This is a genomic window from Novosphingobium terrae, from assembly GCF_017163935.1.
GTDB lineage: Bacteria > Pseudomonadota > Alphaproteobacteria > Sphingomonadales > Sphingomonadaceae > Novosphingobium > Novosphingobium terrae.
Genome location: NZ_JABVZR010000001.1, coordinates 554,917 through 575,886, shown reverse-complemented (window position 1 = coordinate 575,886; position 20,970 = coordinate 554,917). Strand labels below are relative to the sequence as shown.

Annotated in this window: 20 protein-coding genes; 6 read left to right on the top strand and 14 right to left on the bottom strand. The window is 65.0% G+C overall.

The window, feature by feature from the left end:
- Positions 1 to 41: 41 nt before the first annotated feature.
- The 3 genes from purF (at position 42) to HGK27_RS02695 (ending at position 3,851) form a co-directional block, all read left to right on the top strand.
- Entirely contained in the window at positions 42 to 1,529 is a 1,488-nt protein-coding gene (purF, locus tag HGK27_RS02705) for an amidophosphoribosyltransferase (RefSeq protein WP_206238543.1), read from the top strand.
- A gap of 136 nt (positions 1,530 to 1,665) precedes the next feature.
- A complete protein-coding gene (locus HGK27_RS02700; protein ID WP_206238540.1) occupies positions 1,666 to 2,385 on the top strand; it encodes an SDR family NAD(P)-dependent oxidoreductase in 720 nt (239 codons plus the stop codon).
- Between the two features lie 506 nt (positions 2,386 to 2,891).
- On the top strand, positions 2,892 to 3,851 hold the full coding sequence (locus tag HGK27_RS02695) for a DUF4424 domain-containing protein (RefSeq protein ID WP_206238538.1): 960 nt from the start codon (positions 2,892 to 2,894) through the stop codon (positions 3,849 to 3,851).
- Positions 3,852 to 3,911: 60 nt separating this feature from the next.
- Here the strand turns inward: HGK27_RS02695 and HGK27_RS02690 are convergent, their stop codons facing one another.
- The 4 genes from HGK27_RS02690 to HGK27_RS02675 form a co-directional block, all read right to left on the bottom strand.
- A complete protein-coding gene (locus HGK27_RS02690; RefSeq protein ID WP_206238536.1) occupies positions 3,912 to 5,297 on the bottom strand; it encodes a cryptochrome/photolyase family protein in 1,386 nt (461 codons plus the stop codon).
- Between the two features lie 59 nt (positions 5,298 to 5,356).
- Positions 5,357 to 5,626, bottom strand: a complete 270-nt coding sequence (locus HGK27_RS02685; protein ID WP_206238534.1) for a hypothetical protein — start codon at positions 5,624 to 5,626, stop codon at positions 5,357 to 5,359.
- Positions 5,627 to 5,693: 67 nt separating this feature from the next.
- On the bottom strand, positions 5,694 to 6,701 hold the full coding sequence (locus tag HGK27_RS02680) for a 2-oxoacid:ferredoxin oxidoreductase subunit beta (protein WP_206238532.1): 1,008 nt from the start codon (positions 6,699 to 6,701) through the stop codon (positions 5,694 to 5,696).
- A 12-nt stretch (positions 6,702 to 6,713) separates the two neighbouring features.
- Positions 6,714 to 8,585, bottom strand: a complete 1,872-nt coding sequence (locus HGK27_RS02675) for a 2-oxoacid:acceptor oxidoreductase subunit alpha (protein WP_206238530.1) — start codon at positions 8,583 to 8,585, stop codon at positions 6,714 to 6,716.
- 297 nt (positions 8,586 to 8,882) lie between these two features.
- Here HGK27_RS02675 and HGK27_RS02670 point away from each other — a divergent pair, with 297 nt between their 5' ends.
- Positions 8,883 to 9,383 (top strand): RNA pyrophosphohydrolase, encoded by a 501-nt coding sequence (locus HGK27_RS02670; RefSeq protein ID WP_206238528.1) that lies wholly within the window; start codon positions 8,883 to 8,885, stop codon positions 9,381 to 9,383.
- Between the two features lie 84 nt (positions 9,384 to 9,467).
- Here the strand turns inward: HGK27_RS02670 and HGK27_RS02665 are convergent, their stop codons facing one another.
- The 4 genes from HGK27_RS02665 to hemF form a co-directional block, all read right to left on the bottom strand.
- Positions 9,468 to 9,992 (bottom strand): tetratricopeptide repeat protein, encoded by a 525-nt coding sequence (locus HGK27_RS02665; RefSeq protein WP_206238526.1) that lies wholly within the window; start codon positions 9,990 to 9,992, stop codon positions 9,468 to 9,470.
- Positions 9,993 to 10,066: 74 nt separating this feature from the next.
- Positions 10,067 to 11,245 (bottom strand): RsmB/NOP family class I SAM-dependent RNA methyltransferase, encoded by a 1,179-nt coding sequence (locus tag HGK27_RS02660; protein ID WP_206238524.1) that lies wholly within the window; start codon positions 11,243 to 11,245, stop codon positions 10,067 to 10,069.
- Between the two features lie 331 nt (positions 11,246 to 11,576).
- Positions 11,577 to 13,034: an IMP dehydrogenase gene (gene guaB / locus HGK27_RS02655; RefSeq protein WP_206242740.1), complete on the bottom strand. Its 1,458-nt coding sequence runs from the start codon at positions 13,032 to 13,034 to the stop codon at positions 11,577 to 11,579.
- Positions 13,035 to 13,420: 386 nt separating this feature from the next.
- Entirely contained in the window at positions 13,421 to 14,284 is an 864-nt protein-coding gene (hemF, locus tag HGK27_RS02650; RefSeq protein WP_206238522.1) for an oxygen-dependent coproporphyrinogen oxidase, read from the bottom strand.
- Between the two features lie 79 nt (positions 14,285 to 14,363).
- Here hemF and pdeM point away from each other — a divergent pair, with 79 nt between their 5' ends.
- Together pdeM and infC are read left to right on the top strand one after the other, a co-directional pair.
- On the top strand, positions 14,364 to 15,086 hold the full coding sequence (gene pdeM, locus HGK27_RS02645) for a ligase-associated DNA damage response endonuclease PdeM (RefSeq protein ID WP_206238520.1): 723 nt from the start codon (positions 14,364 to 14,366) through the stop codon (positions 15,084 to 15,086).
- A 214-nt stretch (positions 15,087 to 15,300) separates the two neighbouring features.
- A complete protein-coding gene (infC, locus tag HGK27_RS02640; RefSeq protein ID WP_206238518.1) occupies positions 15,301 to 15,819 on the top strand; it encodes a translation initiation factor IF-3 in 519 nt (172 codons plus the stop codon).
- A gap of 66 nt (positions 15,820 to 15,885) precedes the next feature.
- On the opposite strand, the gene HGK27_RS02635 is transcribed toward infC, so the two are convergent.
- From HGK27_RS02635 to HGK27_RS02610, 6 genes are all read right to left on the bottom strand, one after another.
- Positions 15,886 to 16,479, bottom strand: coding sequence for a hypothetical protein (locus HGK27_RS02635; RefSeq protein WP_206238516.1), 594 nt, complete (start codon positions 16,477 to 16,479; stop codon positions 15,886 to 15,888).
- Between the two features lie 17 nt (positions 16,480 to 16,496).
- Positions 16,497 to 17,039: a J domain-containing protein gene (locus HGK27_RS02630; RefSeq protein WP_206238514.1), complete on the bottom strand. Its 543-nt coding sequence runs from the start codon at positions 17,037 to 17,039 to the stop codon at positions 16,497 to 16,499.
- Between the two features lie 361 nt (positions 17,040 to 17,400).
- Positions 17,401 to 17,943: a peptidoglycan-associated lipoprotein Pal gene (gene pal / locus HGK27_RS02625; protein WP_407674583.1), complete on the bottom strand. Its 543-nt coding sequence runs from the start codon at positions 17,941 to 17,943 to the stop codon at positions 17,401 to 17,403.
- A gap of 62 nt (positions 17,944 to 18,005) precedes the next feature.
- A complete protein-coding gene (gene tolB / locus HGK27_RS02620) occupies positions 18,006 to 19,406 on the bottom strand; it encodes a Tol-Pal system beta propeller repeat protein TolB (protein WP_407674631.1) in 1,401 nt (466 codons plus the stop codon).
- An 8-nt stretch (positions 19,407 to 19,414) separates the two neighbouring features.
- On the bottom strand, positions 19,415 to 20,362 hold the full coding sequence (locus tag HGK27_RS02615) for a TonB C-terminal domain-containing protein (protein WP_241126805.1): 948 nt from the start codon (positions 20,360 to 20,362) through the stop codon (positions 19,415 to 19,417).
- An 18-nt stretch (positions 20,363 to 20,380) separates the two neighbouring features.
- Complete coding sequence (locus HGK27_RS02610; RefSeq protein WP_407674582.1) at positions 20,381 to 20,854, bottom strand: ExbD/TolR family protein; 474 nt, start codon at positions 20,852 to 20,854, stop codon at positions 20,381 to 20,383.
- Positions 20,855 to 20,970 lie beyond the last annotated feature (116 nt).

Here is a 20,970-nt window from a genome sequence, read left to right as displayed (position 1 = left end):
TCCCGCCGGGAATCCGGCGCAAAAAGGCACCCACGCCCGGCATGACCGACCATACGCACACCGCCGCCTCGTTCGATCGCGACTCGACCCCCTGGGATCTTGAGGACGATTGCCTGCATGAGGAATGCGGCATCTTCGGCGTGGTGGGGATGAAGAGCGCCTCCGCCTCCGTCGCGCTGGGGCTTCATGCCCTGCAGCATCGCGGCCAGGAAGCGGTCGGCATCACCAGCTTCGATGGCGAGGAATTCTTCTCGCATCGCGGCATCGGCCATGTGGCGCATGTCTTCAACAATCAGGACCTGTTCGCTCATCTGCCCGGCAAGATGGCTTCGGGCCATGTGCGCTATGCCACCACCGGCGGCTCGGGCCTGCGCAACATCCAGCCGCTGTTCGCCGATCTGGCGGGCGGCGGTTTCTCCATCGCGCACAATGGCAACATTTCCAACGCCATGACGCTCAAGCGCGATCTGGTGCAGAAGGGCTCGATCTTCCAGTCGACCAGCGACACCGAGGTGATCATCCACCTCGTCGCCACCAGCCGCTATCCCACCCTGCTCGACCGTTTCATCGATGCGCTGCGTCTGGTCGAGGGCGCCTATTCGCTGATCTGCATGACGCCCGAAGGCATGATCGCCTGCCGCGACCCGCTGGGCATTCGCCCGCTGGTGATCGGCCGCCTTGGCGATGGCATCATCTTCGCCAGCGAAACCGTGGCGCTTGACGTGATCGGCGCCGAATTCGTCCGCGAGGTCGAGCCGGGCGAGATGATCCAGGTCAGCCACGATGGCAAGATGGTCTCGCACCGTCCCTTCGGCAAACCTGCCGCGCGCCCCTGCATCTTCGAGCATGTCTATTTCAGCCGTCCCGACTCGGTGATGGGTGGCCAGTCGGTCTATGAAGTGCGCAAGGCGATCGGCAAGGAACTGGCCAAGGAATCGCTGGCCGAAGCCGATCTGGTGATCCCCGTGCCCGATTCGGGCGTGCCTGCCGCCATCGGCTATGCGCAGGAAAGCGGCATCCCCTTCGAGCTGGGCATCATCCGCAGCCACTATGTGGGCCGCACCTTCATCCAGCCCGGCGACGGCGCCCGCCACGCCGATGTGAAGCGCAAGCACAACGCCAACCGCGCGCTGGTGGAAGGCAAGCGCATCGTGCTGATCGACGATTCGATCGTGCGCGGCACCACCTCGCTCAAGATCGTGCAGATGATGCGCGATGCCGGCGCCAGCGAAGTGCACATGCGCATCGCCAGCCCGCCGACCGAGCACAGCTGCTTCTACGGCGTCGACACCCCCGAGCGGAACAAGCTGCTGGCCGCCCGCATGGATCTGCAGGCGATGACCGACTTCATCCAGGCCGACAGCCTGGCCTTCGTCAGCATCGACGGCCTGTATCGCGCCGTGGGTGAGCAGCAGCGCAACAATGGCTGCCCGCAGTTCTGCGACGCCTGCTTCTCGGGCGAATACCCCACCCGCCTCACCGACTTGATCGAGGCCGGCAAGGGCGATGACGTCAAGATCCCCGCCTAGTCTTGTGTTGCCGCGTTTTCCAAGCCACCGGGTGTACCACCCGGTTTGAAAACGCTCTGAATCAGTTTGTTGTCGCCTTTTCCGGGTCGCCGGGTGATATCACCCGGCGCAAAAACACTCTGGAAGGATACCCCGCATGTCTGACGCCCGCCCCTTCGAGGGCCAACTCGCTTTGGTTACGGGCGCCAGCCGGGGGATCGGTGCGGCCACCGCTCAGGCGCTGGCCGCGCAAGGCGCCCATGTGATCCTGACCGGGCGCGACACCAGGGCGCTGGAAAGCGTCGAGGAAGCGATCCATGCTGCGGGCGGCTCGGCCAGCATCGCCCCGCTCGAACTCACCGAGCCCGATGCCATCGCCCGCCTCGCCACCGCCATCTCGGGCCGCTGGGAAGCGCTGGATATTCTGGTCATCAATGCTGCGCAGCTACCGCAGCTGACATCGGTGCAGGACATCGACCTGAAAGCCTTCAACCGCGCCATCGGCACCAATGTGCTGGCGACTCAGGCGCTGCTCACCTGCTTCACGCCGATGCTGAAAAAAGCCAAACGCGCCAGCGTGATCGGCCTCACCACCTCGGTCGCCACCAAGCCCCGCGCCTATTGGGGCGCTTATGGCGCCACCAAGGCCGCGCAGGAGGTGCTGCTCGATTGCTATGCTCAGGAAATGAAGAATATTTCCGCAATTCGCGTGGCGATCGTTAACCCTGGCGCAACCCGCACCGCCATGCGCGCGAAAGCCTATCCGGGCGAAAACCCCGCCTCCGTCAAGGCTCCCGAGGTTGTCGCCGAAGCGATCACCGCTGCGCTGCTAAGTGATTTCCCCAGCCCATATCGTTTCGACGTTAACCCGTCCTGATAAGCGCCCGTCAAGCCGCGCGGGGCCAATGTGACCTCGCACGGCCCACCCCCGCACAGTGGGCCGCTGCCGAAGGGTATGAGGGTTCAAGAGACCTCCGCCCGTGACGGCCACGGCGCGCAAAGGCACGCCAGCCAATCTGGCGCGACCGGCTTTTACGCAGCCCCATATGCCGGTCGCGCCTTTTTGCGTTTCAGGTTCAGGCAAGACGTGAAGATGCGAGGGGGTTACCCCCTCGCGCTCCCATAAATGTCTGCGTTGCGCCCAGGGTTCGGCCGAAGAGCCAAGATTGCTGCGTCGCAGGCTTTGAATTTCTGGCATAGCCTATGCATCAAATGCATAAATGCCTGCGGCGCTTTACCTTAAGCAGGTGGAGCGGCGGGACACTACACTTCGGCACCACTGCCCTATCGCCGGAAGACGTCATGGGAGCGCGAGGGGATAATCCCCTCGCATCTTCCTTTTCCGACCTTTTTTCTCTGGCCAATCAACGCTACTCAGACGCCATGAAAGCTCATGCGCTCCTGATCGCCGCAACCTTGCTGGCAGGCTTGCCCGGCGTTGCATCCGCCAATGATTCCTCGGCTCAACTGGCTGCTGGGGGGCTGGTCCTCACCCGCAGCGATGCCATCGAGATGCGCAGCGAGGATCTGCGCATTTCCCGTTCCGAGGTGGTGGTGCGCTACACCTTCCTCAACACCAGCGGCAAGGATGTGACCAGCCGCGTGGCCTTCCCCCTGCCCCCGATCGGCGGGCCTTATTTCTTCGAGAGCGATGTTTCGATCCCGGTCAGCGATTCTGACAATTTCCTTGGCTTCACCACCAGGGTCGACGGCAAGCCGGTGACGATGGAGATGGAGCAGAAAGCGATGACCGGCACGGTGGATCGCACCGCCTGGCTGCGCAGCAATGGCATACCGCTCACGCCGGAGAGCGAGGTTGCGGGGGGCGCGCTGGACCGTCTTTCGGCTGCCAGACATGCCGAAGCGGTGCGCCTGAAACTGATCGAGGAGAATGGTGATCCAAGCTGGTCGCTGCACACCACCTATCACTGGGTTCAGCGCTTTCCTGCCGGCGTGCCGGTGGTGGTGGAGCATCGTTACAAGCCCTCTGTGGGGGGCACGGTGATGACCATGCTGGGCGAGGAAAAAGACCCGGAAACCGAGAAGCGCTATTGCGTCGAGCCGTCACTGCTGGCGGGGCTGCGGCGGACGGCGAAAGCGGGGCGTGTGGTCTATTCCGAAAACTGGCTCGATTACATTCTGGTCACCGGCGGCAACTGGAAGGCGCCGATCGGCCAGTTCAAGCTGACGGTGGACAAGGAACAGCCCGGCGATCTGGTCAGCTTCTGCGGTGACGGCGTGCGCAAGATCAGCCCCACGCGCTTTGAGGTGACGCACACCAACTGGCGCCCGACGCAGAATCTCTCGATCCTGTTTCTGGTCCGGAACGAGCGCACCCAATAACGGGCGCGCGAGGGGCCGGAGCGGCGGCCAACCATAGCGCCCCTCGCATGTCTCCCTTTTCTATCCTGCCGCTGTCTTCATCACCCGGTAAGCCCCCAAAGCCCGCTCCCGCCCCTCGACATGGGCGACGATCATCTCGGGATAGCCGGTCTTGTGGCGGATCAGGGGCGAGGGATCGTGGATTTCGTCACCGTCAACACCCGCCAGCTCGGGCACCCATTGGCGGATATAGTCCCCGGCGTTGAACTTCTCCGATTGCGTCAGCGGAGCCATGATGCGGGTGAACTGGTTGGCGTCCACGCCTGACCCCGCCGACCACTGCCAATTGACGCTGTTCTGCGCGTAATCGGCGTCGACCAGCGTGTCCCAGAACCAGCATTCACCCGCGCGCCAGTCGATGCCCAGATGTTTGATCAGCAGGCTGGCGACGATCATCCGCACGCGGTTGTGCATCCAGCCGGTGTGCCACAGCTGGCGCATGCCGGCGTCTACAATGGGGTAGCCGGTGCGGCCCTTTTCCCATGCGTGCAGATCATCGAGATCGTCGCGCCAGGGGAAATGCTCGAAAGCGGAGTTGGCCGGGCGGGCGCCGTAATCGGGCATGGTTGTGATCTGGTTCTGGGCGTAGTCGCGCCAGCCCAGTTCCGAGCGGAAGATCTGCGCGCCCTCGCTGTCGTCATCCTCCAGCGCGTGCCAGCATTGGGCGGGGCTGATCTCGCCAAAGGCCAGATGGGGCGAGAGGCGGCTGGTGCCTTCCCGCGAGGGCAGGTTGCGCGTCTCGCCATAATGGCGGGCCTCTTCGATGAAGTCATGCAGGCGGGTGTGGGCGCCCTTTTCGCCGGGCGTCCATTCGGCGCGGAAGCCGGCCGCCCAGTCGGGTTTGGTGGGCAGCAGATGCCAGTCGGCCAGATCGTCACTCCTGGGCCAATGGGCGGGCGCGGGAATATGGCGCGGCTTGGCCACGGGCGGCGGGGGAGGCATATGCTGCTGCAAGGCCCGCCAGAAGGGCGTGTAGATGCGATAGGGCGTCCCTGCCCCGCTGGTCACGCTGCCCGGAGGCGCAAGATAATTGCCGTGGTGCAGCTGCAGATCCAGCCCGGCCTTGGCCACCGCCTTTTCCGCGTTCAGCCACCATGGTTCGTGGTGATGCAGGGCGTGGACGGTCTGCGCGCCGCTCTCTTCCGCCAGAGCGGCCAGCACCGCGTCGCTGCGCCCGCGCCGCAGGATCAGGCGGCTGCCATGCTGCAGCAAATCCCGCGACAGGCTCTCCAGCGAGAAATGCAGCCACCAGCGGCTGGCCCCGCCCATCTTGCGGTGGCGCGGCGTTTCGTCATCCAGCACATAGACGGGAATCACCGGCGATCCGCTGTCCACGGCGGCGCGCAGGGCTGGCTGGTCGGCCAGCCGCAGATCGCGGCGCAGCCAGAGGAGAACGGGTTTGCTCATCCTTTCGAGCTAGGGGCAAGAACGGAGGATGACAGATGCCCTTTGGGGCAGGTGAGCGATCAGTTCAGCTCCACCGTGCCACCATGATTGACGATATCGCCGCCGACCGCGCCGGCCACTGTGGCATGGGCGCCCTGCTGCATGATGAGGTCACCCTTGACCATCCCCAGCAGATCCAGCCGCGCGCCTTCGCTCACGGTCACATCGCCATTCACCATGCCTTGCAGACGCAGCTTGGCGCCCGCCGCGATGATGGCATCGCCCTTGATCATGCCGCTGAAATCGCTGTCGCCTTCGAAGGTGTGATCACCGCCAATGATTGCTGCCATAAGCCTGTCCTTGCCGACTCATTGATATGGTGAACTATATCACCAATACACATGGCAGCAAGATATGTCAGGCTTCCACCCGCCATGTCTGGCCCTTGCTCAGCAGCTTGCGCAGATCGGTGCTTTTGCCTGATCGTGCCCGTGCATCCTGCGCCAGCATCTCATCCTCATAGGTGGGGCGGGGGTCGTCATAGATCACGCCCAGCGCCACGGGGAAGCTGTCCATCGGCAGCTCGACCAGCATATGGGCAAGGCTGCGGTTGGTCACATCATGGGTGATCACCCCCACCGCCTGCCAGTCGCCATCGGGTACGTCGACGATCTTCAGCGTCAGCCGCTGCGCATCCAGAGCAATGCCCTGCGTGCCCTTGTTGAACAGCATCGGCTCGCCGTTCTTGAGCCAGAGCTGCTTTTCATGGGCCACCGCCTTCTCGGTGAAATCGGCGAAACGGTCCTTGTTATAGACGATGCAGTTCTGGAAAATCTCCACGAAAGCCGCGCCGCGATGGGCATGCGCCGCCTTCAGAACCGCCCCCAATTCCTTCGACGTATCGTAACCCCGCGCCACAAACCGCGCCCCCGCCCCCAGCGCAAAGGCGCAAGGCAGCGCAGGCCGGTCCACCGATCCCAGAGGCGTTGTCGGGCTCTGCGTGCCGGGGCGGCTGGTGGGGGAATATTGCCCCTTGGTCAGGCCATAGATCTCATTGTTGAACAACAGGATCTGCGCATCGATGTTGCGGCGCAGGAAATGCATCGTGTGATTGCCGCCGATCGACATACCATCGCCATCGCCCGTCACCAGCCAGAGGTCCAGCGCGGGATTGGCCAGCTTGATCCCCGTGGCCACCGCGGGCGCGCGGCCATGGATCGTATGGAAGCCATAAGAGGCCATATAATAGGGAAACCGGCTGGAGCACCCGATCCCGCTGACAAACACGGTGCTGGCCGGATCGACGCCCAATTCGGGCAGCACCCGCTGCATGGCCTTGAGGATCGCATAATCGCCGCAACCGGGGCACCAGCGCACCTCCTGATCCGATTCCCAGTCCTTGAGGGTGGTGGTCATCTGGTTCATCGCTTGTCCCTCTCAGGCCAGTGCCGCTTCGATGGCGGCTTCGATCTCGGCGATGGTGAAGGGCTGGCCCGACACCTTGCTCAGCGGCCGCGCATCGACCAGATATTGATCACGCAGCACGGTCTTGAACTGGCCGGTGTTCATCTCGGGCACCAGCACCTTGGCATAGCCGCGCAGCAAGTCCCCCAGATTGGCGGGCAGCGGCCAGAGATGGCGGACATGGATGTGCGACACATCCAGCCCCCTGCCCCGCGCCCGCCGCACCGCCTGCCGGATCGGCCCATAGGTGCTGCCCCAGCCGACCACCACCAGCCTGCCGCCCGCCGCACCCTGATCGACCTCCTGCGCGGGGATATGGTGAGCGATGCCATCCACCTTCTCCTTGCGGGCATCGGTCTGGAGCTGATGCGTGGCGGGGGCGTAATCGAGGTCACCAGTATCCACCGCCTTCTCAATGCCGCCGATGCGATGCATCAGGCCGGGGGTGCCGGGCTTGATCCATGGGCGCACGCCGTTTTCGTCGCGCTTGTAGGGCAGCACCTTGCCCTCCTCGCCGTTGGTTTCGGTGAGGAAATGGGCCGGGAAGGGTTGGAAGCTGTCCGGGTCGGGCACAGCCCATGGCTCGGCGGCATTGGCGATATAGCCGTCGGTCAGCAGCATCACCGGGGTCATGAATTGGGTGGCGATGCGGCAGGCCTCGATGGCGCACTCAAAGGCATCGGCGGGCGAGCGGGCCGCGATCACCGGCATCGGCGTATCGCCATTGCGGCCATAGATCGCCTGATAGAGGTCGCTCTGCTCGGTCTTGGTGGGCAGACCCGTGGAAGGCCCGCCGCGCTGCGAATTGACGATCACCAGCGGCAGTTCGGTCATCACCGCCAGCCCCATGGCCTCGCCCTTCAAGGCAATGCCCGGCCCCGAGGAAGAGGTCACCCCCAAAGACCCGGCATAGGCCGCCCCCAGCGCCGAGGCGATGGCCGCAATCTCATCCTCGGCCTGAAAGGTGGTGACGCCGAACTCCTTCATCTTCGTGAGATGGTGCAGGATCGCCGAGGCCGGCGTGATCGGATAGCCGCCGAAAAACATCGGCAGATCGGCCAGCTGCGCCCCCGTCACCAACCCCAGACTGATCGCCTCGGCGCCGGTGATGGTGCGATAGAGGCCGGGCGCGGCGGGCACCGGATCAATATGCAGCTTGCGGACCTGACCGCCGATTTCGGCGGTTTCGCCATAGGCATGCCCGGCGTTCAACGCGGCGATGTTCGCCTCGGCCAGCACCGGGGCTTTGGCGAATTTGTCCTTCAGCCACTGGATCAGCGGCGCGCGGTCCCGGTCGAACATCCACAGCGCCAGCCCCAGCGTCCACATGTTCTTGCAGCGCAGCGCCTCCTTGTTGCCGAGACCGAAGGGCTTGACCGCCTCCAGAGTCAGCGCGCTGATGTCGAAGGCCAGCAGGGTCCATGTCGCAAGGCTGCCATCCTCCAGCGGGTTGGCGTCATAATGGGCCTTGTCGAGATTGCGGCGGGTGAACTCACCCGAATCGGCGATGATCAGCCCGCCCAGCTTGAGATGCGCCACATTGGTTTTCAGCGCGGCGGGGTTCATCGCCACCAGCACATCGGGCTGGTCGCCCGCCGTGGAAATCTCGCTGCTGCCAAAGTTGATCTGGAAGGCCGAGACACCGAACAGCGTCCCCTGAGGCGCGCGAATCTCGGCAGGGAAATCCGGGAAGGTCGCCAGATCATTGCCCGACAGCGCGGTGGAAAGCGTGAACTGCCCGCCGGTTAATTGCATCCCATCGCCCGAATCGCCCGCGAAACGCACGACAACCGCCTCGGGCACAGCTTCGGAAACATCTTCGATCGAGCGCGTAATCACATTCATCGTGATCCATCCCTCATCGCAGGGCATGGAGTATCCACGCCCATGAGGTCCGCGCCTTAACTCTGGCCGATCCGCCTCTTCCCATGCCGGGCTGCTCTTGCACGCCCGTGCCAAACGCGGAGCCATCCAGTTTTCTGTCAGCCGCCAAACCGCCCGCGAATCAAAAACCCTCAGGCCCACCTAGTCAAGCGCCAATCCACCCTTTAAGGGCCGCCTTTCGCGATTTTTCAGCAAGACAAAACCGCGTTTTCCGGACTATCAAAGGCTCCACACAAGGGGCCCCAAGGCAGCGAAAGCATGAATGATTTTACCCACCTTCCCTACCGCCCTTGCGTCGGGGTGATGCTGGTCAACGCCGCCGGTCAGGTGTTCGTCGGCCAGCGGATCGACCAGCGCGAGAACAGCGGTGGCCATGAAGGCGATTTCTGGCAGATGCCGCAGGGCGGCGTTGACGATGGCGAGGATCTGCGCGCCGCCGTCTGGCGCGAACTGGCCGAGGAAACCGGCGTGCGCGAGGAGCAGGGCGTGATCCTGGCCCAGACCCGCGACGAACTGCTCTATGACCTGCCCGACGAGCTGATCGGCAAGCTGTGGAAGGGCAAGTACCGCGGCCAGCGCCAGCACTGGTTCCTGATCCGCTTTACCGGACAGGACAATGACATCGATCTGGAAGCCCATGATCCGGCAGAATTCTGCGACTGGAAATGGGTGAACCCGGAGGCTCTGCCCGACCTGATCGTGCCCTTCAAGAAGCGCGTCTATCGATCGGTGCTGGAAGAGTTCAAGGCGCTGATCTGATCGGATCGGATCGGAGCACGAAAAAGCCGGGGCGCTTTGATGGCGACCCCGGCTTTTTTCATGCCTGCCTTTTGCGTGGCAGGCTCAGTTGTTCACCACACCCGAATTGGGCGTATCCGCGCTGACCACATGGGCCGCAGCGGGCGTCACCTGCGCCTGAGCCTGCGCCGCTGTCAGAGCGGAGGCCAGATTGCGCGCGGGCGGGCAGCCATCGCCGCAGATCGCCTCAAGCCGGGCCAGATTGCGCTTGGCCTTGTCGAAAGCGCCCTTCTGCGCCAGCGCCTGACCTTCCCCGGCCAGAGCATCCAGATTGGCTGGATCGCGCGCCAGCACCGCGCGGTAGTAATGCAGCGCCTTGCCCGGCATCGCCTGATGGCGCGCCACATCGGCCAGATCCATCACCAGCACCGCGCTGCCCGGCGAAATCGCCAGAGCGGCCTCGAAACCGTCCGTCGCCCGGTCCAGATCGCCATTGGCCAGAGCAACCTTGCCCTGAGCCTCCAGCGCGGCGGCGCGGGGATCAAGCACCTCGGGCGTGGCGCTTTGTCCTGCACTGGCCGTCAGAGCGGCAAGGGCCGAGAGGACCAGCGCAACCGGGGCATAACGCATGACTTTTTCCTTGAACGTACTTGGGCTTTCGCGCCTGTGTATGGACATCGTCTCCGACATGGAACCTGATGCTATCACACGCGTTTAAGGCGCGCGACGAAAAATCCGTCCGTGCCATCGCGCGCGGGCGTCATCCTGACGCCTGCCCCGCGCGGCTGGCCCGCGCCAAGTTCCAGCACGTCAGCCTGCCAGCGCGAATCGCGCCTGAGGAAGGCCTGCAGTTGATCCGCCCCTTCGGCATCCAGCAGCGAGCAGGTGACGAAAATGATCCGTCCGCCCGGTTTCACCAGAGCGGCGGCCAAATCCAGCAAGCGGCTCTGAATGCCGGTCACGCGGGCCAGTTCCTTTTCGGAGAGCCGCCAGCGCGCCTCGGGATTGCGCCGCCATGTGCCCGTGCCGCTGCAGGGCGCATCGATCAGCACCGCATCGGCCTTGCCCGCCAGATCGGCCAGAGCCTCGGCCTCGCGGTTGGGGTTCATCAGCAGGGTTTCGATCAGCGGAGCCCCGGCGCGTTCAGCGCGAGGCGCCAGACGCTGCAGCCGCGCGCGATCCACATCGCAGGCCACCAGCCGCCCCTTGCCCGCCATGCTGGCCGCCAGCGCCAGAGTCTTGCCTCCCGCCCCGGCGCAGAGATCGATCACGGTTTCTCCCGGCAGCGCCGCCACCGCCTCGCAGGTCAGCTGCGAGCCGCCATCCTGCACCTCGACCAAGCCCTGTTCGTAAGCCTCCCAGCTCTCAACCGGCGTGTTGGCGGGAAAGCGCAGCCCATAACGCGCAAGCAGAGGCTCACCCTCAACCGGCAGCACCAGCCCATCCCGCTCCGCCTTCAGCGCATTGACCCGCACATCGAGCGGCGCCCGATCCAGCAGCGCCAGAGCCTCCTCACCGGACACCCCGCTGCTTTCCAGAGCACGCTCCAGCCAAGCCGGAGCCACGCCACCCTGCGCCACAGGTTCCGCCGGGTCGATGGGCTCGGGCGCATGCCGCCCGCCATCGAACAGGCTCGCCAGCGCCTCATCGCCCTGCACCAGCCGCAGCATGGCCGCGCGCCCGCTCTCCGGGATGGGGCCGCAAGCGCGGATGGCGTTGTAGACCAGATCACGCACCGCGCGCCGGTCCTTCGATCCGGCAAAGCGGCGGGTGCGGAACCACTCGCTGAACACCCGATCCGCCGGAGCGCCGCCCGCCTTCGCCGCAGCAATCACCGCGTCGAGAATCTCAATGGCGGCTTGGACGCGGGCAGCAGGGGTCATGAGGAAGAGGTTACCAGATAAGGGGAAAAAGAAAATGCGAGGGTGGAGTCCTTGTTGGTCGCATCTCTCAAGAGAGATGCTCCGGGCCCCTCGCGCTCCCATGACGTCTTCCGACGAAATGGTGGTGGCACCCGATCCGAGTGCCTTGTCTCTCCGCCTGCGCAAGGCAAAGCGCCGCAGGCAGATCAACCATGATGCGTGGGCTGCGCAGGGTCTTGAAAGCCTGCGGCGCTGCAACGTTAGCTCTATGGCCGAACCCGAAGCGCAACGTACACATTAAAGGGAGCGCGAGGGGGTAACCCCCTCGCGCCTACCCCTTCAATCCCTTCAATCAACGCGTCGGATAATTCGGCGCCTCGCGCGTGATCGTCACGTCGTGAACGTGGCTTTCCTTCAGACCGGCGTTCGTGATCTGGATGAACTTCGACTTCGTGCGCAGATCCTCGATCGTCGCCGAACCCGTATAGCCCATCGCCGCCTTCACGCCGCCGACCAGCTGGTGGACCACATCCTTGGCGGGGCCCTTGTAGGGGACCTGGCCCTCGATGCCTTCGGGGACCAGCTTCATCTGGTCCTTGATGTCCTGCTGGAAGTAGCGGTCGGCCGATCCGCGCGCCATGGCGCCCACCGAGCCCATGCCGCGATAGGCCTTATAGGCGCGGCCCTGATAGATGAAGGTCTCGCCCGGCGCTTCCTCGGTGCCGGCCAGCAGCGAGCCGACCATGATCGAGCTGGCGCCAGCAGCCAGAGCCTTGGCAGCGTCACCGCTGGTGCGCAGGCCGCCGTCGCCGATCACGGGCACACCGTGCTTCGATGCTTCCTCGGCGCTTTCCATGATGGCGGTCAGCTGGGGCACGCCCACGCCCGCCACGATGCGCGTGGTGCAGATCGAGCCTGGCCCGATGCCCACCTTCACACCATCGGCACCCGCGCCGATCAGCGCCTTGGTGGCCTCGGCAGTCGCCACGTTGCCGGCGATGACCTGCGCGTTGGGGTTGAGCAGCTTCACGCGCTCGACGGCGCGGGCCACGTCACGGTTGTGGCCGTGGGCGGTGTCGATGATGACCACGTCGCACTCGGCATCGAGCAGCGCCTCGGTGCGGGCGAAGCCCTTATCGCCCACGGTGGTGGCGGCGGCGACGCGCAGGCGGCCAGCGGCATCCTTGGTGGCGGCGGGGTAGTTCACCGCCTTCTCGATGTCCTTCACGGTGATGAGGCCCACGCACTTATAGGCATCGTCCACCACCAGCAGCTTCTCGATGCGGCGCGCGTGGAGCAGGCGACGGGCCTCTTCCTGCGAGACGCCGGCGCGCACGGTGGCGAGGTTCTCATGCGTCATCAGCTCGCGCACGGGCTGGGCGATGTTGTCGGCAAATCGCACGTCGCGGTGAGTCAGGATGCCAACCAGCTTGCCGCTGCCCTCAACCACGGGGATGCCGTTGATCTTGTGCGCGTTCATCAGCGCCTGAGCCTCGCCCAGCGTGGCGTCGGGCCCGATGGTGATGGGGTTGACGACCATCCCGCTCTCGAAGCGCTTCACGGCGCGGACGGCGGCGGCCTGCTCCTCGATGGTGAGGTTGCGGTGCAGCACGCCAATGCCGCCCAGCTGCGCCATAACGATGGCCATGTCGGCCTCGGTCACGGTGTCCATGGCGGCGGAGAGCACCGGAATGTTGAGCGCAATGCCCTTGGTGAGCTGCGTGCGCGTGTCGGCCATCGAAGGCACGATGTCCGATTCCGCCGGACGCAGCAGCACGTCGTCGAAAGTAAGGCCGAGGGCGATGTCGATGCTAGCCACTATGCGTTGTCCCGCTTTGCGTGGGGCCTGCATGGGGCTGCAAGCCCGTGTCGATTCGTGGCGGCCCATGTAATCAAGCAAATGCCAAAGCGCCAGAGGGCTTTTTGCGGCAGTTTGGTGACAGGGGGTTTTGGCAAGAGGTTTAAGAAGGAAATGCGAGGGGATTATCCCCTCGCGCTCCCATAACGTCTTCCGACGAGAGGCTGGTGGCGCCCGGTCGTTGCGCGTTATCTCTCCACCTGCCCCACCTTGCCGCGCCGCAGGCTATCGGTCCCGGCCTGCGGCGCAGCGAAGTAAGCGCAAGGCCGAACCCGAAGCGCAACATAGACATTAAAGGGAGCGCGAGGGCGATGGCCCTCGCATTTTCTCTTTCTTCTTCAGCTCCAGGCTGCTTCCGGCGGCAGACTCATCAAAATGGCCTCGACATTCCCGCCGGTCTTCAGGCCGAAGGTCGTGCCCCGGTCGTAAACCAGATTGAACTCCGCGTAGCGACCGCGCCATTCCAGTTGGGTCTGCTTCTCGGCGGGCGTGTATGCCGCAGCCATGCGTCGGCGCACGATCTGCGGGAAGATGTCGAGGAAGGTCTCGCCCACGGCCTTGGTGAAGGCGAAGTTCGCATCCCAGCCCGCCTGATCGGCACAATCGAGGTGATCGTAGAAAATCCCGCCGACACCGCGATGCACGCCACGATGGGGGATGTAGAAATAGTCGTCCGCCCATGCCTTGAAGCGGTCGTAGTCGCCGGGTTCGTGAGCATCGCAGGCGGCTTTGAAGGCTGCGTGGAAGTCCTGCGTATCTTCCTCATAGGGGATCGGCGGGTTGAGATCCGCGCCGCCGCCGAACCATGCCTTGGTGGTCGTCAGGAAGCGCGTGTTCATATGCACTGCGGGCACATGCGGATTGGCCATATGCGCGACAAGGCTGATGCCGGTGGCGGTAAAGCCGGGGTTCTCGACACTGGCACCGTTGATGCTGGAGGCGAAATTGGGCGCGAAAGTGCCGTGGACGGTGGAGACGTTCACCCCCACCTTCTCGAAAATCTTGCCCTTCATCAGGCCGCGCACGCCGCCGCCGGTGTCGCCGTCTTCATCGTTGTGAGCGGCGCGCTGCCATGGGGTGTACTCGAACGACGCGTCCGATCCGGCCTCCCGCTCAAGCCCCTCGAAGGCGCCGCAGATCGCGTCGCGCAGGCTTTCGAACCAGGCGCGGGCTTGTTGCGTGTGGGCGGTCCATTCGGTCATCGTGTCATCCCGGGAGCATGGTGTTTCAACTCGGCGACAGTCGCTTGCCATCCCCCGCGCCGCGCGGCAAGGGTGAGCCATGCTTTCCCCTTCTGTTCCCTCGGATGCGGCCTGCGATGCGAGCGACTTCGGCGCGGCTTTCGGCTTTGCCGGGGGCGAGTGGCGCCTGTCGCCCTGCCGGGCTCTGTGGTGGGCGGAAGAGCAGGCGCTGGTGGTGGCCGATCTGCATCTGGAAAAGGCCAGCTGGTACGCCAAACACGGCCAGTTCCTGCCCCCTTACGACAGCCGCGAAACGCTGGAACGCCTGACCGCCGCGCAGGCCGCCACCGGCGCGTGCCGCATCTATGCGCTGGGCGACAGCTTTCACGACTCGCAGGGGCCGATGCGGCTCGAATCGGGGGCGGCGGATTTGCTGGAGGCTCTGGCACGCCGGGCCGAGGTGGTGTGGATCACCGGCAATCACGATGAGGGTCTGGCGGATAGCACCCTGCCCGGCACCGTGGCCGAAGAGCTGACCATCCGCGGCATCGCCCTGCGCCATATCGCCGAGCCCGGCACGCAAGGCGCTGAACTCTCCGGCCATTTCCATCCCAAGCTGCGGCTGCGCCTGCAAGGCCGCTTGATCTCCCGCCCCTGCGCCGTGCTGGCAGGCAACCGCATGATCCTGCCCGCCCATGGCACGCTGACCGGCGGGCTGGACGCCTCCGCCCCGCCCATTCGCGAGGCTCTGGCGCCCGAACGCAAGCTGGAAGCGCTGGTGACGGCCAGCGGCAAGGTGCTGCGCTTTCCCCTGCCCGCATAGGCCCGATTTTCCGCCGGATAAGCGGAAAATATCGCTTTGCCGCCTGCAGGAATCGCTTTAAAGACGCATTCAGGTTCGCGCGGCACCAGAGCGCACTCCCGATACGGCTTCGACACTTCGTGTCCGGCCCGGACGGGGGTGCGCTCTGGTGTCGCCCGTTCTTGTATCGGCTACCACAGGAGAGAAGACTATAGCTCCCCCACCCCGGCGCAGTATGGCGCCCCCCGTTAAGAGCGGGCCACGCTACAACGAATTTATCCAGTCGCCCAAGGTGCGCGTGATCGACGGCGAAGGTGAAAACCTCGGCGTGCTGAACACCCGCGACGCGATTGCGCAGGCCTTCGAGGTCGGGCTTGACCTGGTCGAAGTGTCGCCCAACGCCGATCCGCCGGTCTGCAAGTTCCTCGATGTCGGCAAGTTCCGCTACGAGGCGCAGAAGAAGGCGAATCTCGCCCGCAAGTCGCAGAAGACGCAGGAGATCAAGGAGATCAAGATGCGTCCGAACATCGACGACCATGACTACGACACCAAGATGAAGGCGATGCACCGCTTCATCGAGGAAGGCGACAAGGTCAAGGTGACGCTGCGCTTCCGCGGTCGTGAGCTTTCGCACCAGCAGCTGGGCATGAACCTGCTGCGCCGCGTGCAGGAAGACATCGCCGAGATCGCCAAGGTGGAGGCCTATCCGCGCATGGAAGGCCGCCAGATGCTGATGGTGGTTTCGCCGAAGTAAGCGTATAAGGATCGGACCTCGTTCCGCCTTGCGGCCATTTCCGGCCAATCAGGCAGGCAGTTCGATCTACGAAGAGGCGCCGCTTCCTTGGGGAAGCGGCGCCTTTTTGTTTGCCCCGTGAGCCGGTTGTAGCACCTGCCGCGACGAGCCCCTGGCATGACGCAGACTGCCGAGCGAGCCGAGCAGATCGCCCAGCCCCAGCCGGTGGGGCGCATCTCTCAAGGCACCGAACATGGCCCTATATCGCGCCGGATCGCAGCCATAATCGACGTTCAGCTGTTGATGCCCAAGGGAATCGCTCCAGCCTATGGTCAGCCCGCCAGCCTCGGTGACGAACACGGAACAAGCGGTCGGCAGCTTCACCCTGCCCTCACTCGGGCGATAGGGCGCCAATGCTCTGGCGAAAGCCCGGACACGCGCCCGGGACACCTTGTCCTGCGTCATCACCGGGCCGGTATGTCCATAAGCGCCGGGCCCCACCCGCCATCGCGTGATCGACACCTGACCTTCAGACGTCACGGCGATCCTGACCCGGGTGCAATCATAGCACAGCCCAGGCGCCTCATTTTCATAGATGATCGCAGCTTCAGGCGCCGATGCCCCGGCTGCCTCCCGAGCACAAGCAACGGAAGCGAACCCCATGCCCATCGCCATCGTCATGATGGCGATGAAAGATTTCACACCCCGGCGCCCTTCCAGCTGCGCTGCTCCTCGGCCACGCGCAGCACCTCATAGGCGGCCTGAAGGCCCATGAAGGCCTTGGCCGCCTCGGCATCATTGGGGCGCACATCGGGATGCACAGCCTTGGCCTTGGTCCGCCATGCCTTGCGCACCGCATCGAAATCGGCGTCAGGATCGAGCCCCAGCACCTCCAGCGCCTTCAGCTCATCGCGGCTGCGCGTGCCGTCGCCCGATCCGGCCCAGCCATAATAGGCGCTCTCACGATAGCCGCTGTGAGTCTGCTGCTCGGCCTGCTCCCGGCTGGCGGCCTCTTCGGCGTCCAGACCGGCGAAATAGTCCCAGCCCGAATTGTATTCGGCGGCATGCTGCTGGCAGAAATACCAGCGGTCCGGATTGTTGGGTGACTTGGGCGCCGGGCAATTGCCGGGCTCATTGCAGCCCGCACGGTCGCACAGGCGGATCTGCGCCGCCTCGCGCCCAGCCTCATAGCCCCGCCAGCGCGGAAAGCCCCAGTCATTTGATCGACGTGCGCGGTTCATAGTCTTCCATTGTGGGGGGATTCGGGGCTGCGCGCAAGGATTCGGGTGGAAGAAGGTTAAGGGGCAAGGCAGAAGGAAAGAAAGATGCGAGGGTCATCACCCTCGCGCTCCCTTTAGTGTCCGCCTCAGCGCCACGGGTTCAGCCTCGCGCCCAGCTTGCCGCGCCGCAGGCAGGGATGCCATAGCCTGCGGCGCGGCGATGCTGGCGCAGAGATCGGGCGCCACTGCCCATGAGCCGGAAGACGGAATGGGAGCGCGAGGGGGTAACCCCCTCGCATCTTTCTAGCCTTCCAACCCCGAAAAAAGAAAACCCCGCCAGCCAACCAGCCAGCGGGGCGTTCTTCCAACCAGAGCGGCGTGATCAGTCGATGGCGACAGTCACAGCGCGGCGGTTGCGGGCATAGGCTTCCTCGGTCGAGGCGGTGTCGACCGGGCGTTCCTTGCCGTAGGAGATCGTCGTCAGGCGCGAGGCATCGACGCCCAGCGAGACGAGGTAGTTCTTCGCGGCGGTGGCGCGGCGCTCGCCCAGGGCGAGGTTGTATTCGCGGGTGCCGCGCTCGTCGCAGTGGCCCTCGATGGTGGCCTTCTTCGACGGATAGCGCATCAGCCACTGGGCCTGAGCCTGCAGGGCGGGCGTCTCGCCGGGATCGACGCTGTACTTGTCCAGCGCGAAGTGGATGGTGTCCTTGCCCATCATCTGTGCCACGAAGTCAGCGGCGCTGCCGGGCACGGGGCCCTGGTTGGTGGGCGCCGGGGGCGGCGCAGCCTGCGAGACGGCGGGGGCCGGCTCGGGCGGCAGGGTCTTGGGCGGCTTGTGGCCGCAGGCGGCCAGCGCCAGACCCAGGGTCAAGACCATCGCGCCGGGGACGACACCCTTGGCAGCGGTAGGGAGCTTGGAGAACATGAGAGACTCCTCTGCTTGGAAGACGGGAAGGCCGATTCCTTCCCGGGAAGTTGGGGGGAAACTTACTGGCGAATGGGGCCCCAGCTGGGGTCCGACCCGTCGACGGGCGTGGGCAGGCGGCGCTCATGGCTGCCGGTCAGATCGACCTGCCACAGCGACGAACGCCCGGCGGCACCGCGCTCGGTACGGAAGAACTGGATGATGCGGCCGTTGGGCGCCCAGGTGGGCGATTCGTCCTGCCAGCCATGGGTCAGCGTGCGCGCGCCCGAACCGTTGGGATCGGTCACGGCAATGCCGAAGCCGCCACCGCCGATGCGGGTGAAGGCGATCTGGTCGCCACGCGGGCTCCACTCGGGCGTCGCAGCCTTGCCGCCGAAGAAGCTGATGCGGTGCTGATTGCTGCCATCGGCATTCATCACATAGATCTGCTGGCTGCCGCCGCGATCGCTTTCAAAGACGATGCGATTGCCGTCGGGCGAGTAGCTGCCGCCGACATTGATGCCGGGCGTGTCGGTCAGCTTCTGGCTGGAGCCACCCGCTGCCGAGATGCGATAGATGTTGGTGTTGCCCGCCACCGCCATGGAATAGAGAATCCACTTGCCATCGGGCGACCAGCGCGGGGCGAAGGTGGGATTGCCCGTCTCCGCCACCAGCCGCTGGCTGGAGGAGGCGATGTCATAGATGTAGATGCGGGGCCGTCCGTTGAGATAGGACAGGTAGAGGATCTTCTTGTAATCGGGCGAGAAACGCGGCGTCAGCGCCATGGCCTGACCGGTGGTGATGAAGCGGTGGTTGGCACCATCCGAATCCATGATCGCCAGCCGCTTCATGCGGTGGTCCTTGGGACCGGTCTCGGCGATGTAGGCGATGCGGCTGTCGAAGAAGGGGCTCTCGCCCGAGAGACGCGAATAGATCACGTCCGAGCACTTATGCGCCGCACGGCGCCAGTCGCCCGCCGAGAAGGTCCAGGCCGCCTTGGTCAGCTGCTGCTGCAGCCGCACGTCATAGAGATAGCACGAGACCATCAGCGAGCCGTCGCCACCCGCACGCACGCTGCCATGCACCAGCATTTCGGCGCCGCGCGAGCTCCAGCCGGGAAAGTCGGGCTGGGTCACGTCGCCCATGCCGATGCCAGGCAGCTTGGCCGGGCCGATGGGCTTGAACAGGCCGTTGTTCTTCAGATCCGCCGTGATCACATCCGCAATCGCGCGGCCCAGAGCAGCGGTGCCGCCCGCGCTGGCCTGCGTGGGCACATCGGCGGGGGTGGCGAAGCTGGGAATGTCGATGCCCAGATCGACCCAGGCCGAATCGTCGGACACCGAACCGGTCAGACCGCCCGTATCGGCGGGCTTCTGCTGGATCTGCGGGGGCGGCAGGATCGAGGCCGGAGCGATTTGCTGAGCATCAGCAGCGGCGCCGATCAGCGCGCCGCCCATGCCTGCGGCCATCAACAGGGCCTTCATCGAAGTCTTCATTGTGCCAGATTCCTGTCGAAGCGGAAGGAAGCCACATGCTTCCATGCATCATAATACTCCGGCGGCAAAGAGAAGGGTGCAGCCAGCTTCACCGCGCGAACGGCATTTTCTGCATGGATATGAGCTTGAGTCTTGTTGCTGTCGGTGATGCCGGTCTGGCTCACCACCCGCACCGGCCCGGCCAGCGAGCCGTCCCGGTTGAGATCGAAGGAGAGGATCGTCACCAATTCGTCGGTATCGACGCCCTGAGGGACGCGCCAATTGGGCTTGAGCGCGCGCGAAATCGCACTGGCCAGCCCGGCCCGCACGCCCGGCCCGATGTTGGCCGCCGGCGGCGTCTGCGCCTTGCCATTACCCTGCGGCGCGAGGCCCTTCAGGAAGTCCGCGCCAAGGCGGCTGCCGCCAGCAGGCTTGGTGCTGGGCTTGGCGTCCTTGCTACCCTTGGTGTTGGCCTTGCCCTCACGCGCGGCAATGGCGCGGCCCACCGGATCATCCTGAGGCTTGGCCTTGCTGGGCGCCTGCTTGACCGGCTCAGGCTTGTGGGGCGCGGGCTTGGGTTCCGGCTTGCGCGGCTCGGGCTTGGGCACCGGTTTCGGCTCAGGCTTCGGCACCGGTTTGGGCTGGGGCTTCACCGGCTCGGGCTTGGGCTGCGGCTTGGGCTCGGGTTTCGGTTCCGGCTTGGGCATCGGCACGGGGACCGGCTTCACCGGCTCGGGCGCGGCCTGCTCCTCGGGCTGGGCCTGCCCCAGCGTGGGCGCCACATCGGCGGCGGCCTGCTCATGGCTGGGCGCCTCGGACTGAAGGCCGACATTGTCGCTCAGCGTCACCGTCATGCGCGGGGGCGGCGGCGGCACCTTGCCATGCCACGACATCGCCAGCACCCACACAAGCGCAACATGGCCGACCAGCGCAATCGCCAGCCCCCCCATCTCGCTCTTGCGCATTGTCGTCGCCATCCTTCGTCAGTTCCCGCGTTTGGCCGGCGCGCCGGGATCGCCCGCCGACACCGTCACCAGCGAGATCGAGGTGACCCCGGCATGGTTCAGATCGCCCATCAGGCCAATCACCCGGCCATAATCGAGCCCCTTGTCCGCGCGCAGCACCACCAGCGGCTCCTTGCCGTCAGCGTCCTTGGGCAGATTGGCCAGACGGTCCGACAGTTCCCCCGGCGACACTTCGGCATCGTCGATGAACACGGTGCCCTCACGGTCCATGCTGATCGTCACCTGCTTGGGCGTCTGATCGAGCGGCTTGGCGTGGCTGTCGGGCAGCTGGATCGGAATGCCCGCCTTGAGCAGAGGCGCGGTGACCATGAAGATGATCAGCAGCACCAGCATCACGTCAACCAGCGGCGTGACGTTGATCTCCGCCATCGGCGAGCGCGAACCGCGACTGCGGCGGCCTCCGCGTGAGAATTTGTGGATGCCCATCGCCATGGTTCAGGCTCCCAAGGAAGAAGGATGAACGCAGGGGGCCATCGCCCCCTGCACCCCCGTTACGTCTTCCGACGCGCGGGCACGGGGGGCCGAAAAGTTGCGTGCAACCTCTCCGC

What these genes read in the sequence shown, in the direction of transcription:
- purF (WP_206238543.1), top strand. Translation starts at nt 42, where the DNA reads ATGACCGACCATACGCACACCGCCGCCTCGTTCGATCGCGACTCGACC.
- HGK27_RS02695 (WP_206238538.1), top strand. Translation starts at nt 2,892, where the DNA reads ATGAAAGCTCATGCGCTCCTGATCGCCGCAACCTTGCTGGCAGGCTTG.
- HGK27_RS02700 (WP_206238540.1), top strand. Translation starts at nt 1,666, where the DNA reads ATGTCTGACGCCCGCCCCTTCGAGGGCCAACTCGCTTTGGTTACGGGC.
- pal (WP_407674583.1), bottom strand. Translation starts at nt 17,943, where the DNA reads ATGTTCTCCAAGCTCCCTACCGCTGCCAAGGGTGTCGTCCCCGGCGCG.
- HGK27_RS02610 (WP_407674582.1), bottom strand. Translation starts at nt 20,854, where the DNA reads ATGGCGATGGGCATCCACAAATTCTCACGCGGAGGCCGCCGCAGTCGC.
- tolB (WP_407674631.1), bottom strand. Translation starts at nt 19,406, where the DNA reads ATGAAGGCCCTGTTGATGGCCGCAGGCATGGGCGGCGCGCTGATCGGC.
- HGK27_RS02660 (WP_206238524.1), bottom strand. Translation starts at nt 11,245, where the DNA reads ATGACCCCTGCTGCCCGCGTCCAAGCCGCCATTGAGATTCTCGACGCG.
- HGK27_RS02635 (WP_206238516.1), bottom strand. Translation starts at nt 16,479, where the DNA reads ATGACGATGGCGATGGGCATGGGGTTCGCTTCCGTTGCTTGTGCTCGG.
- HGK27_RS02675 (WP_206238530.1), bottom strand. Translation starts at nt 8,585, where the DNA reads ATGAATGTGATTACGCGCTCGATCGAAGATGTTTCCGAAGCTGTGCCC.
- HGK27_RS02630 (WP_206238514.1), bottom strand. Translation starts at nt 17,039, where the DNA reads ATGAACCGCGCACGTCGATCAAATGACTGGGGCTTTCCGCGCTGGCGG.
- HGK27_RS02615 (WP_241126805.1), bottom strand. Translation starts at nt 20,362, where the DNA reads ATGCGCAAGAGCGAGATGGGGGGGCTGGCGATTGCGCTGGTCGGCCAT.
- HGK27_RS02685 (WP_206238534.1), bottom strand. Translation starts at nt 5,626, where the DNA reads ATGGCAGCAATCATTGGCGGTGATCACACCTTCGAAGGCGACAGCGAT.
- hemF (WP_206238522.1), bottom strand. Translation starts at nt 14,284, where the DNA reads ATGACCGAATGGACCGCCCACACGCAACAAGCCCGCGCCTGGTTCGAA.
- HGK27_RS02680 (WP_206238532.1), bottom strand. Translation starts at nt 6,701, where the DNA reads ATGAACCAGATGACCACCACCCTCAAGGACTGGGAATCGGATCAGGAG.
- HGK27_RS02690 (WP_206238536.1), bottom strand. Translation starts at nt 5,297, where the DNA reads ATGAGCAAACCCGTTCTCCTCTGGCTGCGCCGCGATCTGCGGCTGGCC.
- HGK27_RS02665 (WP_206238526.1), bottom strand. Translation starts at nt 9,992, where the DNA reads ATGCGTTATGCCCCGGTTGCGCTGGTCCTCTCGGCCCTTGCCGCTCTG.
- HGK27_RS02670 (WP_206238528.1), top strand. Translation starts at nt 8,883, where the DNA reads ATGAATGATTTTACCCACCTTCCCTACCGCCCTTGCGTCGGGGTGATG.
- pdeM (WP_206238520.1), top strand. Translation starts at nt 14,364, where the DNA reads ATGCTTTCCCCTTCTGTTCCCTCGGATGCGGCCTGCGATGCGAGCGAC.
- infC (WP_206238518.1), top strand. Translation starts at nt 15,301, where the DNA reads ATGGCGCCCCCCGTTAAGAGCGGGCCACGCTACAACGAATTTATCCAG.